Source organism: Mesorhizobium sp. ISC15 (assembly GCF_037162615.1).
In the GTDB taxonomy this organism is placed as follows: domain Bacteria; phylum Pseudomonadota; class Alphaproteobacteria; order Rhizobiales; family Rhizobiaceae; genus Mesorhizobium; species Mesorhizobium mediterraneum.
The window spans coordinates 1099780-1115210 of record NZ_JAVSPX010000001.1 but is presented as its reverse complement, the minus strand read 5'-3'; the positions used below and the strand labels follow the sequence as shown (position 1 = coordinate 1115210).

Sequence of the window (15431 nt, the reverse complement as noted above, 5' to 3'; positions counted from 1 at the left end):
GCGAGAAAGTGCGCTACGATATCGTCATCATCGGCGGAGCCATCGTCGGCTCCTCGATTGCCTATTATCTGCGCGGGGAAGGATTTTCGGGCTCGATCGCGCTGGTCGAGCGCGACCCGCAATTCGCCCATGCGGCAACGACGCTGTCCTGCGCTTCCATTCGCCAGCAGTTTTCGATTCCCGAGAACATCCGCCTGTCTCAGTTCACGCTAAAACTGTTTCGGCGGCTGACGGAAGAGTTCGGCGCCGACGCCGATATCGGCTTTCGCGAGGGCGGCTATCTCATCCTTGCCGGCGAGAACGGGCTGCCGATTCTGCGGGCCAACCACGAGGCGCAGATGGCCGAGGGCGCCGACATCGTGCTTGAGGATGCGGATGCGTTGGTGCGTCGCTTCCCCTGGCTGTCGGCCGAGGGCATCACCGCCGGCGCCTATGGCCGCAGCGGCGAAGGCTGGTTCGACGCGCATGCCATGCTGATGCTGTTCCGCAAGGCGCTGCGGGGCAAAAACATCGATTTCATCACCGCTGATGTGACCGGCATCGAGCGCCAGGGCGATCGTGTCACCAGCGTCAGCCTCGGCAATGGCGAGCGGCTCGAGGCCGGCATAGTCATCAACGCCGCCGGGCCGAATGCCGGCAAGGTGGCTGATATGGTCGGGCTGGCGCTGCCGGTGGAGCCGCGCAAGCGCAATGTCTTCGTCTTCGAGGCGCGCGAAAAATACGCCGACATGCCGCTGCTGGTCGATCCCTCAGGCATCTATGTCAGGCCGGAAGGCTCGGTCTACATCACCGGCGGTGCCGAGCCGGAAGAGGGCGACGGCCCCGCTGACCCCGGCGATTTCGAGCCCGACTGGCCGCTGTTCGAAGAGGTGATCTGGCCGGTGCTGGCGACCCGCATTCCGGCCTTCGAGGCGATCAAGCCGACGCGCGCCTGGGCCGGCCATTACGACTACAACACGCTCGACCAGAACGCGGTGATCGGCCCGCATCCTGAGGTGAAGAATTTCCTGTTCGCCAACGGTTTTTCCGGTCACGGCCTGCAGCAGGCGCCGGCCGTCGGCAAGGCGCTGGCCGAGCTGATCGTGCATGGCGGCTACCGCACGGTGGATTGCACGGCGTTTGGGTACAGCCGTGTCGCCGAAGGGCGGGCTTTTCGGGAGCTGAACGTGATCTAACAACAACGGCGCCGCGACGGTCCTCTTTGGTGCCGGCGGGACAGCGCCCCCCTCTGTCCTGCCGGACATCTCCCCCACGAGGGGGGAGATCGGCCGTCACCGCCGCTTTCGCCAACCTTCAACATTGCAGGAGTAAGCGGAGCGCTGAAACTGCCAATCTCCCCCCGTGTGGGGGAGATGTCCGGCAGGACAGAGGGGGCGCGAAGGATCGCGACAGGCGATGCTGCGGTGCAGAGGCCTAGCCAGGCCGTCAACCCTCGCGGCCAAACCAGAACGCGTCCGCCATGCGCGTCATGCCGATCCGTTCGTAGAAGCCGACGGCATCGGGCACGGAAATCAGTGAGACGGCGACGGACGGCCCGAGCTGCCGCCGCACTTCGTCGAGCAGGCCCTTGCCGATGCCGAGCCCTTGCGCCGATTTGCAAACGGCGAGCTCGGAAATGTAGCACACCCAGGAAAAGTCGGTGATGCCGCGGGCGAGGCCAATCAGCGGCTTGCCAGGCGCATCGAGGCGCGCCGTCAACACCATATCCGCGCTGGCAAGCATCGTCTTCAAACGGGCTTCGTCATCGATGGGCCGGGTGGCGCCGAGGCCGGATTCCACCAGCACGCGGCGGAACTCGGCAGCGTCGAGGGCTGGTTCGCTGGCGTAGAGGATTTTGGATCGCGTTGTCATGCCGGTGAAAGTGCACCATAGGGCGGCGGTTTTGAAGCTGTCTGGTGCCGATTTTGTGTTCCGAACCACGAGCGACGACAGCCGCCTTTTATTTGCCCGCCTCTTTGTGTAAACCGGGCGCCAACACATCCCCCGCAGCGAAAAGAAGACGGGCAAAGACCATGGAAAAATTCACCAAGCTCACCGGCGTCGCCGCGCCGATGCCGATCGTCAATGTCGACACCGACATGATCATCCCCAAGGATTATCTCAAGACGATCAAGCGCACCGGGCTCGGCAGCGGACTGTTCGCCGAAATGCGCTACAAGGACGACGGTTCGGAAAACCCGGACTTCGTGCTCAACAAGCCGGCCTATCGCAAGGCGCAGATCCTGGTCGCCGGCGACAATTTCGGCTGCGGCTCCTCGCGCGAGCATGCGCCGTGGGCGCTGCTCGATTTCGGCATACGCTGCGTCATCTCGACCTCGTTCGCCGACATTTTCTACAACAACTGCTTCAAGAACGGCATCCTGCCGATCACCGTCAGCCCGGAGGATCTGGAGAAGCTGATGGACGACGCTTCGCGCGGCTCCAACGCTACGGTGTCGGTCGACTTGGAAGCCAAGGAAATCCGCGGACCGGACGGCGGCGTGGTCAAGTTCGACCTCGACGACTTCAAGCGGCACTGCCTGCTCAACGGGCTCGACGACATTGGCCTGACCATGGAAAAGGCCGGCGCCATCGCCTCGTTCGAGAAGAAGAACGCCGAGCTGCGCCCCTGGGCCTGAACGGTGCGATGACCCCGGCTGCGACAGGCCGGGTTCGTGGCGGCTGAAGGGAGGGACAGTCATGACACGTTCGCTTCTTGCCGGCGCGTGCGCGCTGGCGTGGATTCTAACGTCGGTGGCTGGCGCGCATGCACAGACCGACATGGTGCTCGTGCCGGCTGACGATGCGTCCGGCGGGGCCGCCGACCAGGGCGCGTCGAGCAATGCGGCCCTAGCCGACGATGACAGCCAAGCACCGGTCCCGTTCGAGGGCGGCCAGCTGACCATCACCCAGCAGGAAGAGTATGGCGAGAAGGTGCTGGCCTATGACGGCAAGCAGCTGGCCAGCAATTACGACGTCTTCTTCGACAGAATAGTCGAGGTCGGCGGCGTCAAGGTGGCGCTGGTCGATGTCGGCGACGGCGGCAATCAATGCGGCCCGGCCAAGGTGATCGTGTGGAAGCCGGAAGGCGGCATGATCCAGAGCATCACGGTCGAGCAGGACGAATGCGGCGCGCCGCCGGCCGCGGTGTCCGACAGCGCCATCTATTTCGTGCCTTATCTCTTGCCGGGAGCTTCGAAACCGACGCTGCAATGGTCGCCTACGGGCGGATTGTCGACCTCGGGCAATCTCACCTACATGCCGGAACCGGGCACCGGCTGGAAGGATATCGATCCGGCGAAATACGACAACATCATCGACGCCTTCCGCAATGAGGCCGTCTACAAGGCGGCTGAAAAGCTGCTCGGCAAGGACATGCCCGACATGGCGACCAGCCTGCTGGTCGGCGGCGGCACCGAGAAGACCGCCTCGGGCGGCGCCTTTTATGCCAGCGGCTGCGTGCCGCACGATTGCGGCGGCAATGACGGCTTCATGGCGGTCGATCCGGCCAACCAAAAGCTCTATTTCGCCCGCCGCGGCGACAAGCCCGAGCCGGACGCATGGCCGGCGCGGACCACGTGGCCGGCCGAGGTCATGGAAGCGATGGACAAGGCGCTCGGCTCGCCGAATTAGCTCCTCTGCTTCGCGCCGTCATCCCGGGTGCCGCCGAGCGGCGGCAGTCGTAACCTTAGAACATCAACAAAAAAGCCCGGCCATGGCCGGGCTTTCCGTCGAATAGAGATTTCTATCAATCGCCATCGATCGCCGTGGCCATGCGGGCGATGGCCTGTTGATAGACGCTCGCGGAATTCCAGCCAGCAATTGCGCCCATATTCGCCTGATAACCCGCGCCGGCCTGCCAACCATGACCCTTGAGGAAGTTGGCAGTGGAAGCCAACGCAGTGCTCTTGTCGCGCAGATTTTTGTTGCCGACTCCATACTTCAAAACGTTTCCGGGGAGGAACTGCGTGTGGCCAATCTCGCCATGAGCGGCACCGACCGACGAGGCGCTCAACGCTCCGCGATCAACCAGCTTCAGGGCTGCAACGCCATGCGGGTAAAAGAACTCCGGACGGCGGCAATCATAGGTAAGCGTTAAAATGGCAGAGACCGTATTCTGTTTGCCCATGGAGGCGCCGAAGCCAGTTTCCATACCCCAGATGGCGAGCAACACACCCGGCGGTACGCCGTAGGTCCGTTCGATCTTGTCGAACAGCGCCGCGTTCGACTTCTTCAGCGCACGGCCCTTGGCAATGATCGCAGATCCGCCACGGCGCTTCATGAAACTTTCCACCGAGCCGCTGAAAGCCTTATGAAGGGCGCGGTCGACGGCGATCGTCTTTGTTGCGTAGGTCGCGCGAGCCAGAGCGGCTAGACCCTTCGAGCCTACACCGTTGGCCCTAGCCTCCGCGGCGAAATCTGCCTTCCACGCTTCGAAGCCCGCACTCGTCTTGCCGCATTGGGCGGCCTGCGCACCTGTTGCCGCCGCAAGCATCATCAATGCTGCCGCTGTGTAAATCTTTCCCTTGGCAAGAAATGCCATGTTGCTCTCCTGGTTGCCTGGATCACGTCCCAAATACGAATTTGCCAGCGAAACGCTCGCTTGTCACTGTTGCAGCGGCGTTCGTCCACTTGGACGCAGTACGCTCTGACACTCTAATCTGCGCATCGTGCTTCCGAGAATCGGAACCGATTTTCGGGCCGATGCGCTAAGAAGTCGTTTACGTATCCCCGCCGCAGCGCTGGCGAATGCCGGAGAACTTGCTTACGATCAAGTAATTATTGTGGCGGGGGCTGGAATATTCATGGAAGACGTTGACGTCGTGGTCATCGGCGCTGGCTCGGCCGGACTTTCCGCCGCCAAGACCCTGCGTGCAGCCGGCCTTTCTTTCAAGCTGTTCGAAGCGATGAACCGGATCGGCGGCCGCGCCTGGACCAGCGATCAGCATTTCGGCGTTCCTTTCGACATCGGCTGCGCCTGGCTGCACGCGGCCGACCGCAATCCCTACTTTCCCGAGGCACAAGCCGCTCGCTGGACGCTCCACCATCACGATATGAATATCGATCATCTCTATTATCGCGACCGAAAGGCCAGCGAGGACGAAGAGGCCGCAATGAAGGCGGCCGATATCAGGCTGTTCGAGCTGCTGGCGGCGCATGAGGTCAAGGATGGCGACGACGACCGTCTTTCGGCGTTGCTCGCCAGGGGCCATGCGCCGCGCGCCGCCGCCACCTTCGCCGGGCCAATGGATTTCGGCGCCGACGAGGACGAGATATCGATCCGCGACTTTCAGGCCGCCGCCGATCTCGAGCCGAACTATTTCACCAAGGAGGGGTTCGGCGCATTGGTCGCCCGTTTCGGTGCCGACGTGCCGGTCGAGCTGTCGACGCCGGTGCGGAAAATCCTCTGGGACGTGCCTGGCGTCGCCTGCGTCACCGATCGCGGCACCATTCGCGCCAAGGCGGCCATCGTCACCGCCTCGCCGGCGGTGCTCGCCTTCGAGGAGATCGAATTCGCGCCGGCGCTGCCCGACACGCATTTCGCTGCCTTCTTCGACCTGCCGATGGGCATGCTGACCAAGCTGCCGGTCGAAATCAGGGGCACAAGGCTCGGGCTTGAGCCGTTCGACGACCTGCTGATCGAGCGGCTGGCCCGGCACGACATCTACTTCCTTTGCTTTCCCTTCGACCTCGACCTGATGGTCGGCTTCGTCGGCGGCGATTTCGCCTGGGAGATGTCGGCGGCGGGCGAGGCGGCAGGCGTCGACTTCGTCGTCGACCGGCTGTGCGCCATCTTCGGCGGCGACGTCAGAAAACATGTCGGGCGCGCCATGATGACCAATTGGGGCGGCGAGCGGTTCGTGCGCGGCGCCTATGCGGCGGCCCGGCCCGGCCGTTCGCGGGCGCGCGCCACGCTGATGCAGCCGGTCGCGGAGAAAATCTTCTTCGCCGGCGAGCATCTGGCCGGCCCGCTGATGCAGACCTGCGGCGGCGCCAGGCTATCGGGCGAGGCGGTGGCGAGAATGGTCGCCGCCCAGCTTGCGGCAAAATAGCATCGGCAGGAACGCCGGCCGCTGACGGGCGTTTGGGCGAAATGCCGCTCCGCACTATATCCGGGCCTGACGATCTAAGACCTGATGATTTGAGATTGGGATGAAGCTCTTCGATTGTCCGCATTGCGGGCACCGCCTTTACTTCGAGAACGCCCAGTGCCTGAACTGCGCCAGCTCCGTGCTGTACGATCCCAGGCATGCGCGCTTCGTCTTGTCCGGCGCCGGCGGCGTTTTCCAGTGCACCAATGCCGACGAGTGCGCTTGCAACTGGATGGCGGAACCGGGTCATGCCTTCTGTCGCGCCTGCATGCTGAACCAGTTGATCCCGGACCTTTCGGTCGATGGCAACCGCCGTCGCTGGATCCGCGTCGAAGCGGCAAAGAAGCGGGCAATCTATTCGCTGCTCGCTGCCGGACTGCCGGTCGCACCCAAGCGGAACGCCGACGACGAGGTCGGCCTCGCCTTCGACTTCCTCGCCGATCCGATCGGCGGCGGTCCGGGTGGCGGACGTATCCTGACCGGCCATGGCAACGGCCTGATCACGCTCAATGTCGCCGAGGCGGACTCGGCCGAGCGCGAAAGACGGCGCGTCGAGATGGGCGAGAACTACCGCACTTTGCTCGGCCATTTCCGCCATGAGCTTGGCCACTACTACTGGGACCGCCTGATCCGCGACGACCCGCAACGGCTCACCGCCTTCCGCGCATTGTTCGGCGACGACCGCGTCGATTACGAGCAGGCGCTGAAGGCCTACCATGCCAATGGTGCTGTGCCCGACTGGCAGCAGGGCCACATTTCGGCCTATGCCACGTCCCATCCCTGGGAGGACTGGGCCGAGACATGGGCGCACCATCTGCACATCACCGACACGCTGGAGATGGTGCATGCGCTGAATTTCCCGCTCGGCCGGCTGGAAACCGTGGAGGCCAACGACCTGTCGCGGGGCGACACCGGCGGCGAGCTGCAACCGGCGCCGTCGGAACCTGCCGCCGTTCCCGAACCGTTCGAAAAGATCCTGGCCCGCTGGCTGGTGCTGTCGGAAGCGTCCAACTCGATCAACCGCTGCATGGGCCTGCCGGACCTCTATCCCTTCGTCATCTCGGAGGTGACCGCACAGAAGCTGGCTTTCGTCCATGAACTCCTGACCGGTGTAGCGAAAGAAACTGGAACAAAACGTGAGCCGGCCGAGGCATTTTAGCCGGAACGCATGAGGACTTGTTTCGTTTTCGTTCGCGAGGGATTACGAAAACGGAGCGAAATCATGAAACGCATACTGCTTCCTGCTGTCGCCGGAGCGCTTGTCGCCATGTCGGGCGCAGCCTTGGCCGATACCGCCGTCTCGGCTGTCGCCGATCTCAACGTGCGCGCCGGCCCCGGCCCGCAATACCCGGTCATCGGCACGCTCGCTGCCGGTCAGTCGGCAACGCTGGAGGGCTGCATCGAAAACAGCAAATGGTGCACCATTGCGGAGGCCAATGGCCAGGGCTGGATCTATTCCGATTACGTGACGGCCGATTTCGGCGGCAACGACGTTGTCCTGACCCGGCGCCCGGCCGACGCAGGCATTGCCATCGTCGAAGCGCCCGCCGACATGGACTATGACGATACCTATACCGGAGCGATCGTCGCTGGCGAGCCGATCGAGCCGATCAGGCGGCCGCCGGCCGAAGTCCGCACCTATATCGACACGAACCGGCTCGACCCGGTCTATCTCGAGGGCGAGGTGGTTACGGGCGCGACCTTGCCCGATACCGTCGAGTTGCGCGAGATTCCGGACTACGACTACCGCTATGTCTATGTGAACGGCCAGCCGGCGCTGGTCGATCCGGGCACCCGACGCATCATGTACGTCGAGCGCTGACATAACCAAGCAACCAGGCCGGCCGCTGGGGCAAGAGCAACGGCGGCCGCCTCGGTCCGATATCGTTTCATCCAGAGCTTCGCGCTGGAGCGGCGTGCCGCCGCTCCAGCTTTTTGAGCACCGGATTTTCCCAAAAACGGTTCCACTTTTGGATCCGATGCTCTAGATCATGCGACCCGATGCATCAGGCAAGGAACCCGCGTGACGATCGATCCAACCGCTTTCGAGCGTTACCGGCATATTCCCAACGCCAAGACGACCCTGCCGCGCCTGCTGCTCGGAACGTCGATCGCCATCCTGTTCTGGGTCGCGACAACCGTCGCCGTGCTGTTCGGCGGCGCCTATCTTTTTGTTATCTGGCAGGCATCCTCGGCCCCGATAGAAGGAGGGGCGGTGCAGAATTTCATGGCTTCGCCCGCCGGAATCCTCGCTGCGCTCGCCTCTTTTGCCGGAATCTGGCTCGGCCTGTGGGCTGCCATGCGCTGGGTCCACCGCGAGCCGCTGTCGGTGCTGATCGGTACCAGCCGCCGTGTTTCGCGCTCGGGATTCCTCAAGGGATTGGCCGCGGTGCTGGTCACATCGCTGCTCTCCGAAATCCTGCTCTATCTCTTGCAGCCCGAGATTGCGCGCGGTGCGATCGGCCTGTCGTCCTGGCTGCTGTTCCTGATCCCGATCGCCGGGCTGACCCTGCTGCAGACCTCGTCCGAAGAAGTGCTGTTCCGCGGCTATCTCCTCAGGGGCCTGGCCAACCGGTTTAAAAACCCCTTCATCTGGGCATTGCTGCCAGGACTTCTGTTCACCTCGATGCATTGGAGCCCAAGCTCGACGGCCGCCATCAACGCCTGCGTTCTGGCCGCGATCGCCGCTTTTGCGCTGCTCCTGACGCTTGTGGTCTATGTCACCGGCAATCTCGGCGCGGCCTTCGGCGCTCATCTCGGCAACAATCTGACCGGCTTCCTGCTGATTTCGCACCAGCAAAGCTACAATTCCTTCGCCCTGTTCAACGCCAAGCCGCTCGAAGGCGCCGGCTGGACGACGCTTGATGCCGTCCTCATCGCAGCGATCGGCATCGTCTGCAGCCTGTTGACGATCCTGCTGCTGCTGCATCCGCGCTCGCCGCTGAAGGTCGAGCCGGACAGACCATGATCCCAAAAAGTGGAAACCGGTTTTTGGGTAAGATCATGGTCAAGCAAAAAACTGGCGGGCCAAGCTGATGCGCATCGCACTGGCGGTGACCGGAACCATCCCCTCCAGGGGCTATGGCGGCACCCAGCGCCAGGTCGACTGGTTGGCGTCGGAACTTGCCCGGCTTGGCCATCGTGTCGTGCTGATTGTCGATCCCGACTCGAGCCACCCGCTTTGCGAGGTGCGGCATGCGTCTTCGGAAGCGCAATGCCGGGCCGCCATCCCCGCGGACGCCGATATCGTCCACTTTCACAGCTGGTTTCTCGACGTTCCCTTCCCGACCCTCAATACCGCGCACGGCTTTTCCCCGGAAAAGCCCAGGCCGCAGCCAAACTGGAGTTTCGTCAGCGCCAGCCACGCGCGCAACCACGGCAGGAAGACCTTCGTCTACAATGGCTTTCCGACTGACACCTACCGCCTGGCCGGTTCGAAGAACGATCGCCTTCTGTTTCTCGCCGGCATCTCGCGCGCCAGCAAGAATCTGAACCGTGCGGTCGATCTCGCGAAAAAATTCGATTTTCCCCTCGATATCGCCGGTGGCTCGCGCTGGCGGCTGTTGCTACGCAGCCAGGTTCGGCGCGATGGCGTTTTCTTCAAGAGCCTGGGCAGCCGCTTTCGCTTCCATGGGGTCGTCGACGGCGACGAAAAACAGCGCCTGCTGGGCGCGGCAAAGGCCTTTCTCAACCCGATCGCCTGGGAAGAGCCGTTCGGCATGGCGCCGGTCGAGGCCATGCTGTGCGGAACGCCGGTGCTGACAACGCGGCGCGGCGCCATGCCCGAGATCGTCGACGACGACACCGGACGGTTCTTCGACAGCGATGAGGAATTTGCTGCGGCCCTCGACGCGATCGCCGGCCTTTCCCCGCAGCGCTGCCGGGACTCTGCCGTCGACCGATTTCCAATCTCCCGCACCGCAAAGGGCTATCTCGATCTCTATGCCCGGATCCTCGACGGCGAAACGCTGCCATGACCGCCCCTTTTTTCCTTCTCCCCTTGTGGGAGAAGGTGGATTGGCGCGCAGCGCCAAGACGGAAGAGGGGTGTTGGACGGAGTGCCGTCGCAGCCAAGCTGGAACACCCCTCATCCGACCGAGCTTTCGCTCGGCCACCTTCTCCCACAAGGGGAGAAGGGAAGGGCCTGACCTGGCCATATCACGTCCGTACCTTGACTCCGCGCCCGATTTCCTGTCTACACGCCGCGAATTCCGCGACGAGTATCCCTCCGAGCAAGCCGACCGGGACGCCGAAACCTCGTTGAGGTGACGTGCTGTAAATCGATCCTGGAGGCCAACATCCGGCAGCGCTGTGCGCCCCCGGGTGCTTTTTGGCTTTGGACTTTTGCTCGGACTGTTTGGACACTGGGCGCGAACGCATTACCTCTCGGGCATCATCCGGGTGCCAGGGAAAAGGAAAAAGAATGTTTGAATCGCTACAGGAACGTCTTGGCTCGATCCTGAACGGCCTCACCGGCCGCGGTGCCCTGTCCGAGGCCGATGTCTCGGCGGCGCTGCGCGAGGTGCGCCGTGCGCTGCTCGAGGCAGACGTGGCGCTGGAAGTGGTGCGTTCCTTCACCGACAAGGTGCGCGAGAAGGCCGTCGGCGCTGCTGTGGTGAAGTCGATCAAGCCGGGCCAGATGGTCGTCAAGATCGTCCATGACGAGCTGGTCGAGATGCTGGGCGCCGAGGGCGTCGCCATCGACCTCAACGCACCGGCTCCGGTCGTCATCATGATGGTTGGCCTGCAGGGCTCCGGCAAGACGACGACATCGGCCAAGATCGCCAAGCGCCTAAGCGAGCGTCAGAACAAGAAGGTCCTGATGGCCTCGCTCGACACGCGGCGTCCCGCCGCGCAGGAGCAGCTCCGTCAGCTCGGCGAGCAGGTCAAGGTCGCCACGCTGCCGATCGTCGAGGGCCAGACGCCGGTCGACATCGCCCGCCGCGCCGTGCAGGCGGCAAAGCTCGGCGGCCATGACGTCGTCATCCTCGACACCGCCGGCCGCACCCATATCGACGAGCCGCTGATGGTCGAGATGGCCGACATCAAGAAGGTGTCGTCGCCGCACGAAATCCTGTTGGTCGCCGATTCGCTGACCGGCCAGGACGCCGTCAATCTGGCGAAAAGTTTCGATGAGCGCGTCGGCATCACCGGCCTGGTGCTGACCCGCATGGACGGTGAGGGCCGTGGTGGTGCAGCACTTTCCATGCGCGCCGTCACCGGCAAGCCGATCAAGCTGATCGGCACCGGCGAGAAAATGGACGGGCTGGAGGAATTCCATCCCAAGCGCATCGCCGACCGCATCCTCGGCATGGGCGACATCATCAGCCTCGTCGAAAAGGCTGCCGAAAACATCGACGCCGAACAGGCGGCGGCGATGGCCAAGAAGATGCAGTCGGGCAAGTTCGACCTGAACGACCTTGCCGGCCAGCTTCAGCAGATGTCGAAGATGGGTGGCATGGGCGGCATCATGGGCATGATGCCGGGCATGGGCAAGATGAAGGACCAGATGGCCGCCGCCGGTCTCGACGACAAGATGTTCGGCCGCCAGCTCGCCATCATCTCGTCGATGACCAAGGCCGAGCGCGCCAACCCCGACATTCTGAAGCACTCGCGCAAGAAGCGCATCGCCGCCGGCTCCGGCACCGATGCGGCCGAAATCAACAAGCTCCTGAAGATGCACCGCGGCATGGCCGACATGATGAAGGCGATGGGCGGCAAGGGCAAAGGCGGTGGCCTGATGCGCGGCATGATGGGCGGCCTTGCGCAGAAGATGGGCCTCGGCGGCATGATGCCAGGGGGTATGGGCGGCCCGGGCGGCATGATGGGCGGCGGCATGCCGGACCTGTCCAAGATGGACCCCAAGCAGCTCGAAGCCTTGCAGAAGCAGGCGCAGGCAGCCGGTCTCGGCGGCATGAAGGGTCTTCCCGGTGGCCTTCCCAGTGGTGGTGGCGGCCTGCCCGGGCTGCCCGGCGGCATGAAGCTTCCTGGTTTGGGCGGCGGCGGGCTTCCCGGACTCGGCAAGAAGAAGTGAGGGCGCCATGAACGAAGAAAAGGACATGGCCGACGCACATGCGGCGCTGGTCGACTACCGCGCCTCGATCGACAACATCGACGCAGCGCTCATCCACATGCTGGCCGAGCGTTTCCGCTGCACCAAGGCGGTCGGCGTGCTGAAAGCGTCGCACGGCCTGCCGCCGGCCGATCCGGCACGCGAGCAGCAGCAGATCGCCCGCCTTCGCCAGTTGGCGAAGGATGCCCATCTCGACCCGGATTTCGCGGAGAAATTCCTGAACTTCGTCGTCCGCGAAGTGATCCGGCATCACGAGCAGATCGCCGCATCAAACGGCGTTACGAAAACCGGCTGACAACAATCATAAACCCCGATCAACGAAAATAAGAGTTTTAGGAGAAAAGAAATGCCACTGAAAATCCGACTGGCCCGTGCGGGCTCGAAGAAGCGTCCCTATTACCACGTCGTCGTCGCCGACGCCCGTTCGCCGCGCGACGGCCGTTTCATCGAGTCGCTCGGCTCGTGGAACCCGCTGCTCCCCAAGGACGGCGAGCGCGTCAAGGTCGACGCCGACCGCGTCAAGCATTGGCTCTCGCACGGCGCCCAGCCGACTGACCGCGTGCTGCGCTTCCTCGACGAGGCCGGCATTGCCAAGCGAGAGGCCCGCTCCAACCCGAAGAAGGCCGAGCCCGGCAAGAAGGCGCAGGAACGCGCCGCACTTCTGAAGAAGGCGCAGGAAGACGCAGCCGCCGCTGTTGCCGCCGCGGCAGCCGCGCCGGCCGAGGCGGAAGCCGCGACCGCGGAATAATTCGCTTTCTATCCCCTACGAAACGGCGGGCGCTTTTGTCCGCCGTTTTGCTGTTTCGTCCGACTTATGACGTGGCCCGATCAATAGCCTTCCGGGCAGCGGGCGATGTAGACACGCCCATTGCGACCGCGATAGCGGCACTGGCCGCTTTCCGTGGCACGACCGATCAGTGCGCCGGCGACGGCGCCGACAGCACCACCGACCAGCGCACCTCCAACTGCGTCATCGGCCACTGCAGCACCGACCGCAGCGCCGCCCAGGCCACCGACCGCAGCGCCCTGTTCTGTCCGGGAGCAGGCTGCGAGCGAGGTTGCCAATACCATCAGGACTACCAGTTTCTTCATTGTCGTTCCTCCCAAAACGGGGGTTTTCCGTCCTCACCGCCACATCTCCTAACTCGCAACCGGGCGATTTGATCCAAAGGCAACGAAGAAGGGCAGCGGCAGAAAGCGCCCTCTCTGGCGGCGCGACCGCCATAGAACGGCTTTCGAGACCGCCGCTTAACGCGTGAAAGGGATCAGCGCGCGCACCCTGGGATCGCGCAGGAAAAGGCCGCCCCACAGGATGAATCCGAGATAGACGCCGAACAGTGTGTGCGAGAATAGCGGGCTGCCGATACGTATATGGGTCGCGATCGCGCCGCCGAGATAGGCGGTGAGCAGGATGGCGCCGAGCACCGCGGTGCGCGGCACCGCATAGAGCGCGGCCGAGACCAGCCCGATGACGCCGAGCATGCGCGAGACGTTGGGATCGGCCGGCCAGCCGAGCTCAACCATGGTCTGGGTGACGATATCGAGCGGCGGCAGCTTGATGACGCCGTCGAAGATCATGAACAGCACGATGAGGGCGCTGAGCCCGCGGCCGGTCCACAGCGCGCGCGGCGTGACGGATGCTGTTGGAGAAATGGTCATTGATGTTCCCTTCGGCTGTTTTGAGCACTGATCCTCTTAGCCAGGACCCGAACCAAGGACGCGGCGTGAGATGGCGATCCGACACGCCTCTGGTTTTTGGGCGCGCGGTCCTGCGATGAGCGTGGGAACAAACCTAGGAAAAATAGAACTTTTCGGCGGGGATCATTTTCGGCGGCGCCTCGCCGAGCGCCTCGAACACCGAGATTTCACAGACGCGGCAAAGGCCGTCGAGGGCGAGATCGTTGGCCTCGGTGCCGAACGGGTCCTCCAGTTCTTCCGAAAGCGCGTCGAGGCCGAAGAAGGTATAGGCGATCAGCGCCGTGAACAGCGGCGTCGCCCAGCCGGCCGTCGAAGCGAGCCCAAACGGCAGCAGCAGGCAGAAGATATAGGCGGTGCGCTGCAGGAGCAGCGTGTAGGCAAACGGAAGCGGTGTTCCCATGATGCGCTCGCAGCCGGCCTGCGCTGCGGCGATTTCAGCCAGGCGCTCGTCGAGGATGCGATAGCCCATGACGTCGATCGCCCCGGACTTGTACAGCGCGGCGGCTCGCTCGCCCATCCGCCGCACCATGGCGTCGGGCGGGTTGGCCGCCCTGGCGGCTTTTTCGGCTTCGTCGCCGATGAACGCGCGTGCATCCGACGTGGCGTCCACCCGCCTGAGCAGGCCGCGCAGGAAGTGGCAGAAGGCGATCGCCTCCATCAAGAAGCCACGCAGTTCCGCCCGGTTTTCGATCAGCCCGGTGCTGGCACGTGCCAGATTGCGGATGTCGAAGACAAGCTGGCCCCACAGCTTGCGCGCCTCCCACCAGCGGTCATAGGCGGCATTGTTGCGGAAGCCGAGATAGATCGACAGCGCCACACCGAGCAAGGCGAACGGCGCTGGGCCGGCATTGCCGAAATCGAGCTTCAGCGCCCTGACCGCCAGCACCACCAGCGCGCCATAGATGCCGAAGCCGAAGATTTGCGGCAGGATGCGCGGCACCACCGAGCCGCGCATGATGAAGAACAGATGCAAGAATCCCGGCCGCGGGCGAACGATCATCGAAACCCCTTTCACGGACCGACAATGGTCCTGATCGGTTACATTGTGCGATGCAGTACACGAACAAGCCCGGCCGCCAGCGACATGGCGATGTCGTCTTGCCGGTTTGGGGCAAAGTAAATTATCGAAAATCCGCAAGACATTCGGGAGCAAATCGATGGCCGGCGAGACCGATCTGAAAAAACTGCTGGCGACGATGGCGCCGGAATTGCGACCCGGCATCCATGTCTTCGCCAAACTGCCGCCCGATGCGCCCATGCCAGACAGCCTCGAGCCGGTGATGCTGTTTCGCGAGCGCGAGGGCACGACGGTGATCGCGCTTGAAGAGAAAGCCAAGGCCGCTGGCCTGGAAACCGTCTTCCGCTGCCGGATGGTGACGCTGAACATCCATTCGTCGCTGGAGGCGGTAGGCTTCCTCGCCGCCATCACCACGCGTCTGGCCGCCGCCGAAATCGGCGTCAATCCGGTCTCGGCCTTCTATCATGACCATTTGTTCGTCCCGGCCGACCGGGCGGAGGAGGCGATAGATGTGCTGCGGAGGCTGGCGGAGGAGAATCGGGGGGTGACTACCTTTCCCCCGTGAGCTGGG

17 protein-coding genes are annotated in these 15431 nt (G+C 63.7%); 12 read left to right on the top strand and 5 right to left on the bottom strand.

The annotated features are described in order from the left end of the window. Positions 1-8 precede the first annotated feature (8 nt). Complete coding sequence (locus tag RPG13_RS05590) at positions 9-1175, top strand: NAD(P)/FAD-dependent oxidoreductase (protein ID WP_337124546.1); 1167 nt, start codon at positions 9-11, stop codon at positions 1173-1175. 250 nt (positions 1176-1425) lie between these two features. Here RPG13_RS05590 and RPG13_RS05585 read toward each other — a convergent pair whose 3' ends face one another. Further along, entirely contained in the window at positions 1426-1851 is a 426-nt protein-coding gene (locus RPG13_RS05585) for a GNAT family N-acetyltransferase (protein ID WP_337124545.1), read from the bottom strand. 161 nt (positions 1852-2012) lie between these two features. Between RPG13_RS05585 and leuD the strand changes: the two genes are divergently transcribed. Both leuD and RPG13_RS05575 read left to right on the top strand, forming a co-directional pair. After that, positions 2013-2618, top strand: a complete 606-nt coding sequence (gene leuD / locus RPG13_RS05580) for a 3-isopropylmalate dehydratase small subunit (protein WP_126104308.1) — start codon at positions 2013-2015, stop codon at positions 2616-2618. A 61-nt stretch (positions 2619-2679) separates the two neighbouring features. After that, a complete protein-coding gene (locus RPG13_RS05575) occupies positions 2680-3612 on the top strand; it encodes a hypothetical protein (RefSeq protein WP_292627156.1) in 933 nt (310 codons plus the stop codon). A 115-nt stretch (positions 3613-3727) separates the two neighbouring features. Here the strand turns inward: RPG13_RS05575 and RPG13_RS05570 are convergent, their stop codons facing one another. Continuing rightward, positions 3728-4522 carry a lytic murein transglycosylase gene (locus RPG13_RS05570; protein WP_337124544.1) on the bottom strand — a complete coding sequence of 265 codons (795 nt, stop codon included), beginning with the start codon at positions 4520-4522 and terminating at the stop codon, positions 3728-3730. Positions 4523-4784: 262 nt separating this feature from the next. On the opposite strand from RPG13_RS05570, the gene RPG13_RS05565 reads away from it, so the two are divergent. The 8 genes from RPG13_RS05565 to rpsP all read left to right on the top strand — a co-directional run bounded on the left by RPG13_RS05565 (position 4785) and on the right by rpsP (position 12892). Further along, positions 4785-6032 carry a flavin monoamine oxidase family protein gene (locus tag RPG13_RS05565; RefSeq protein WP_126104310.1) on the top strand — a complete coding sequence of 416 codons (1248 nt, stop codon included), beginning with the start codon at positions 4785-4787 and terminating at the stop codon, positions 6030-6032. A 100-nt stretch (positions 6033-6132) separates the two neighbouring features. Further along, positions 6133-7230, top strand: coding sequence for a zinc-binding metallopeptidase family protein (locus RPG13_RS05560; protein WP_126104311.1), 1098 nt, complete (start codon positions 6133-6135; stop codon positions 7228-7230). A gap of 63 nt (positions 7231-7293) precedes the next feature. Beyond that, positions 7294-7893, top strand: coding sequence for a DUF1236 domain-containing protein (locus RPG13_RS05555; protein WP_292404598.1), 600 nt, complete (start codon positions 7294-7296; stop codon positions 7891-7893). Positions 7894-8094: 201 nt separating this feature from the next. Then, complete coding sequence (locus RPG13_RS05550; RefSeq protein WP_337124543.1) at positions 8095-9039, top strand: CPBP family intramembrane glutamic endopeptidase; 945 nt, start codon at positions 8095-8097, stop codon at positions 9037-9039. Between the two features lie 67 nt (positions 9040-9106). Further along, positions 9107-10048: a glycosyltransferase gene (locus RPG13_RS05545; RefSeq protein ID WP_128243418.1), complete on the top strand. Its 942-nt coding sequence runs from the start codon at positions 9107-9109 to the stop codon at positions 10046-10048. 446 nt (positions 10049-10494) lie between these two features. Next, a complete protein-coding gene (gene ffh, locus RPG13_RS05540; RefSeq protein WP_337124542.1) occupies positions 10495-12105 on the top strand; it encodes a signal recognition particle protein in 1611 nt (536 codons plus the stop codon). Between the two features lie 7 nt (positions 12106-12112). After that, entirely contained in the window at positions 12113-12439 is a 327-nt protein-coding gene (locus RPG13_RS05535) for a chorismate mutase (protein ID WP_292627809.1), read from the top strand. Positions 12440-12490: 51 nt separating this feature from the next. Further along, complete coding sequence (gene rpsP / locus RPG13_RS05530) at positions 12491-12892, top strand: 30S ribosomal protein S16 (RefSeq protein ID WP_126036094.1); 402 nt, start codon at positions 12491-12493, stop codon at positions 12890-12892. Between the two features lie 80 nt (positions 12893-12972). Here rpsP and RPG13_RS05525 read toward each other — a convergent pair whose 3' ends face one another. The 3 genes from RPG13_RS05525 to RPG13_RS05515 all read right to left on the bottom strand — a co-directional run bounded on the left by RPG13_RS05525 (position 12973) and on the right by RPG13_RS05515 (position 14842). Beyond that, positions 12973-13236 (bottom strand): glycine zipper domain-containing protein, encoded by a 264-nt coding sequence (locus tag RPG13_RS05525; protein ID WP_095484846.1) that lies wholly within the window; start codon positions 13234-13236, stop codon positions 12973-12975. Between the two features lie 156 nt (positions 13237-13392). Next, positions 13393-13803: a DoxX family protein gene (locus RPG13_RS05520; RefSeq protein WP_292627806.1), complete on the bottom strand. Its 411-nt coding sequence runs from the start codon at positions 13801-13803 to the stop codon at positions 13393-13395. A gap of 133 nt (positions 13804-13936) precedes the next feature. Beyond that, on the bottom strand, positions 13937-14842 hold the full coding sequence (locus tag RPG13_RS05515) for a bestrophin family protein (protein WP_337124541.1): 906 nt from the start codon (positions 14840-14842) through the stop codon (positions 13937-13939). A gap of 157 nt (positions 14843-14999) precedes the next feature. Between RPG13_RS05515 and RPG13_RS05510 the strand changes: the two genes are divergently transcribed. Beyond that, on the top strand, positions 15000-15425 hold the full coding sequence (locus tag RPG13_RS05510; RefSeq protein WP_095484849.1) for an ACT domain-containing protein: 426 nt from the start codon (positions 15000-15002) through the stop codon (positions 15423-15425). The last annotated feature ends 6 nt before the right edge of the window (positions 15426-15431 follow it).

What these genes read in the sequence shown, in the direction of transcription:
- RPG13_RS05520 (WP_292627806.1), bottom strand. Translation starts at nt 13,803, where the DNA reads ATGACCATTTCTCCAACAGCATCCGTCACGCCGCGCGCGCTGTGGACC.
- RPG13_RS05575 (WP_292627156.1), top strand. Translation starts at nt 2,680, where the DNA reads ATGACACGTTCGCTTCTTGCCGGCGCGTGCGCGCTGGCGTGGATTCTA.
- leuD (WP_126104308.1), top strand. Translation starts at nt 2,013, where the DNA reads ATGGAAAAATTCACCAAGCTCACCGGCGTCGCCGCGCCGATGCCGATC.
- RPG13_RS05585 (WP_337124545.1), bottom strand. Translation starts at nt 1,851, where the DNA reads ATGACAACGCGATCCAAAATCCTCTACGCCAGCGAACCAGCCCTCGAC.
- RPG13_RS05555 (WP_292404598.1), top strand. Translation starts at nt 7,294, where the DNA reads ATGAAACGCATACTGCTTCCTGCTGTCGCCGGAGCGCTTGTCGCCATG.
- RPG13_RS05525 (WP_095484846.1), bottom strand. Translation starts at nt 13,236, where the DNA reads ATGAAGAAACTGGTAGTCCTGATGGTATTGGCAACCTCGCTCGCAGCC.
- RPG13_RS05570 (WP_337124544.1), bottom strand. Translation starts at nt 4,522, where the DNA reads ATGGCATTTCTTGCCAAGGGAAAGATTTACACAGCGGCAGCATTGATG.
- RPG13_RS05510 (WP_095484849.1), top strand. Translation starts at nt 15,000, where the DNA reads ATGGCCGGCGAGACCGATCTGAAAAAACTGCTGGCGACGATGGCGCCG.
- RPG13_RS05560 (WP_126104311.1), top strand. Translation starts at nt 6,133, where the DNA reads ATGAAGCTCTTCGATTGTCCGCATTGCGGGCACCGCCTTTACTTCGAG.
- RPG13_RS05535 (WP_292627809.1), top strand. Translation starts at nt 12,113, where the DNA reads ATGAACGAAGAAAAGGACATGGCCGACGCACATGCGGCGCTGGTCGAC.
- rpsP (WP_126036094.1), top strand. Translation starts at nt 12,491, where the DNA reads ATGCCACTGAAAATCCGACTGGCCCGTGCGGGCTCGAAGAAGCGTCCC.
- RPG13_RS05545 (WP_128243418.1), top strand. Translation starts at nt 9,107, where the DNA reads ATGCGCATCGCACTGGCGGTGACCGGAACCATCCCCTCCAGGGGCTAT.
- RPG13_RS05565 (WP_126104310.1), top strand. Translation starts at nt 4,785, where the DNA reads ATGGAAGACGTTGACGTCGTGGTCATCGGCGCTGGCTCGGCCGGACTT.
- ffh (WP_337124542.1), top strand. Translation starts at nt 10,495, where the DNA reads ATGTTTGAATCGCTACAGGAACGTCTTGGCTCGATCCTGAACGGCCTC.
- RPG13_RS05515 (WP_337124541.1), bottom strand. Translation starts at nt 14,842, where the DNA reads ATGATCGTTCGCCCGCGGCCGGGATTCTTGCATCTGTTCTTCATCATG.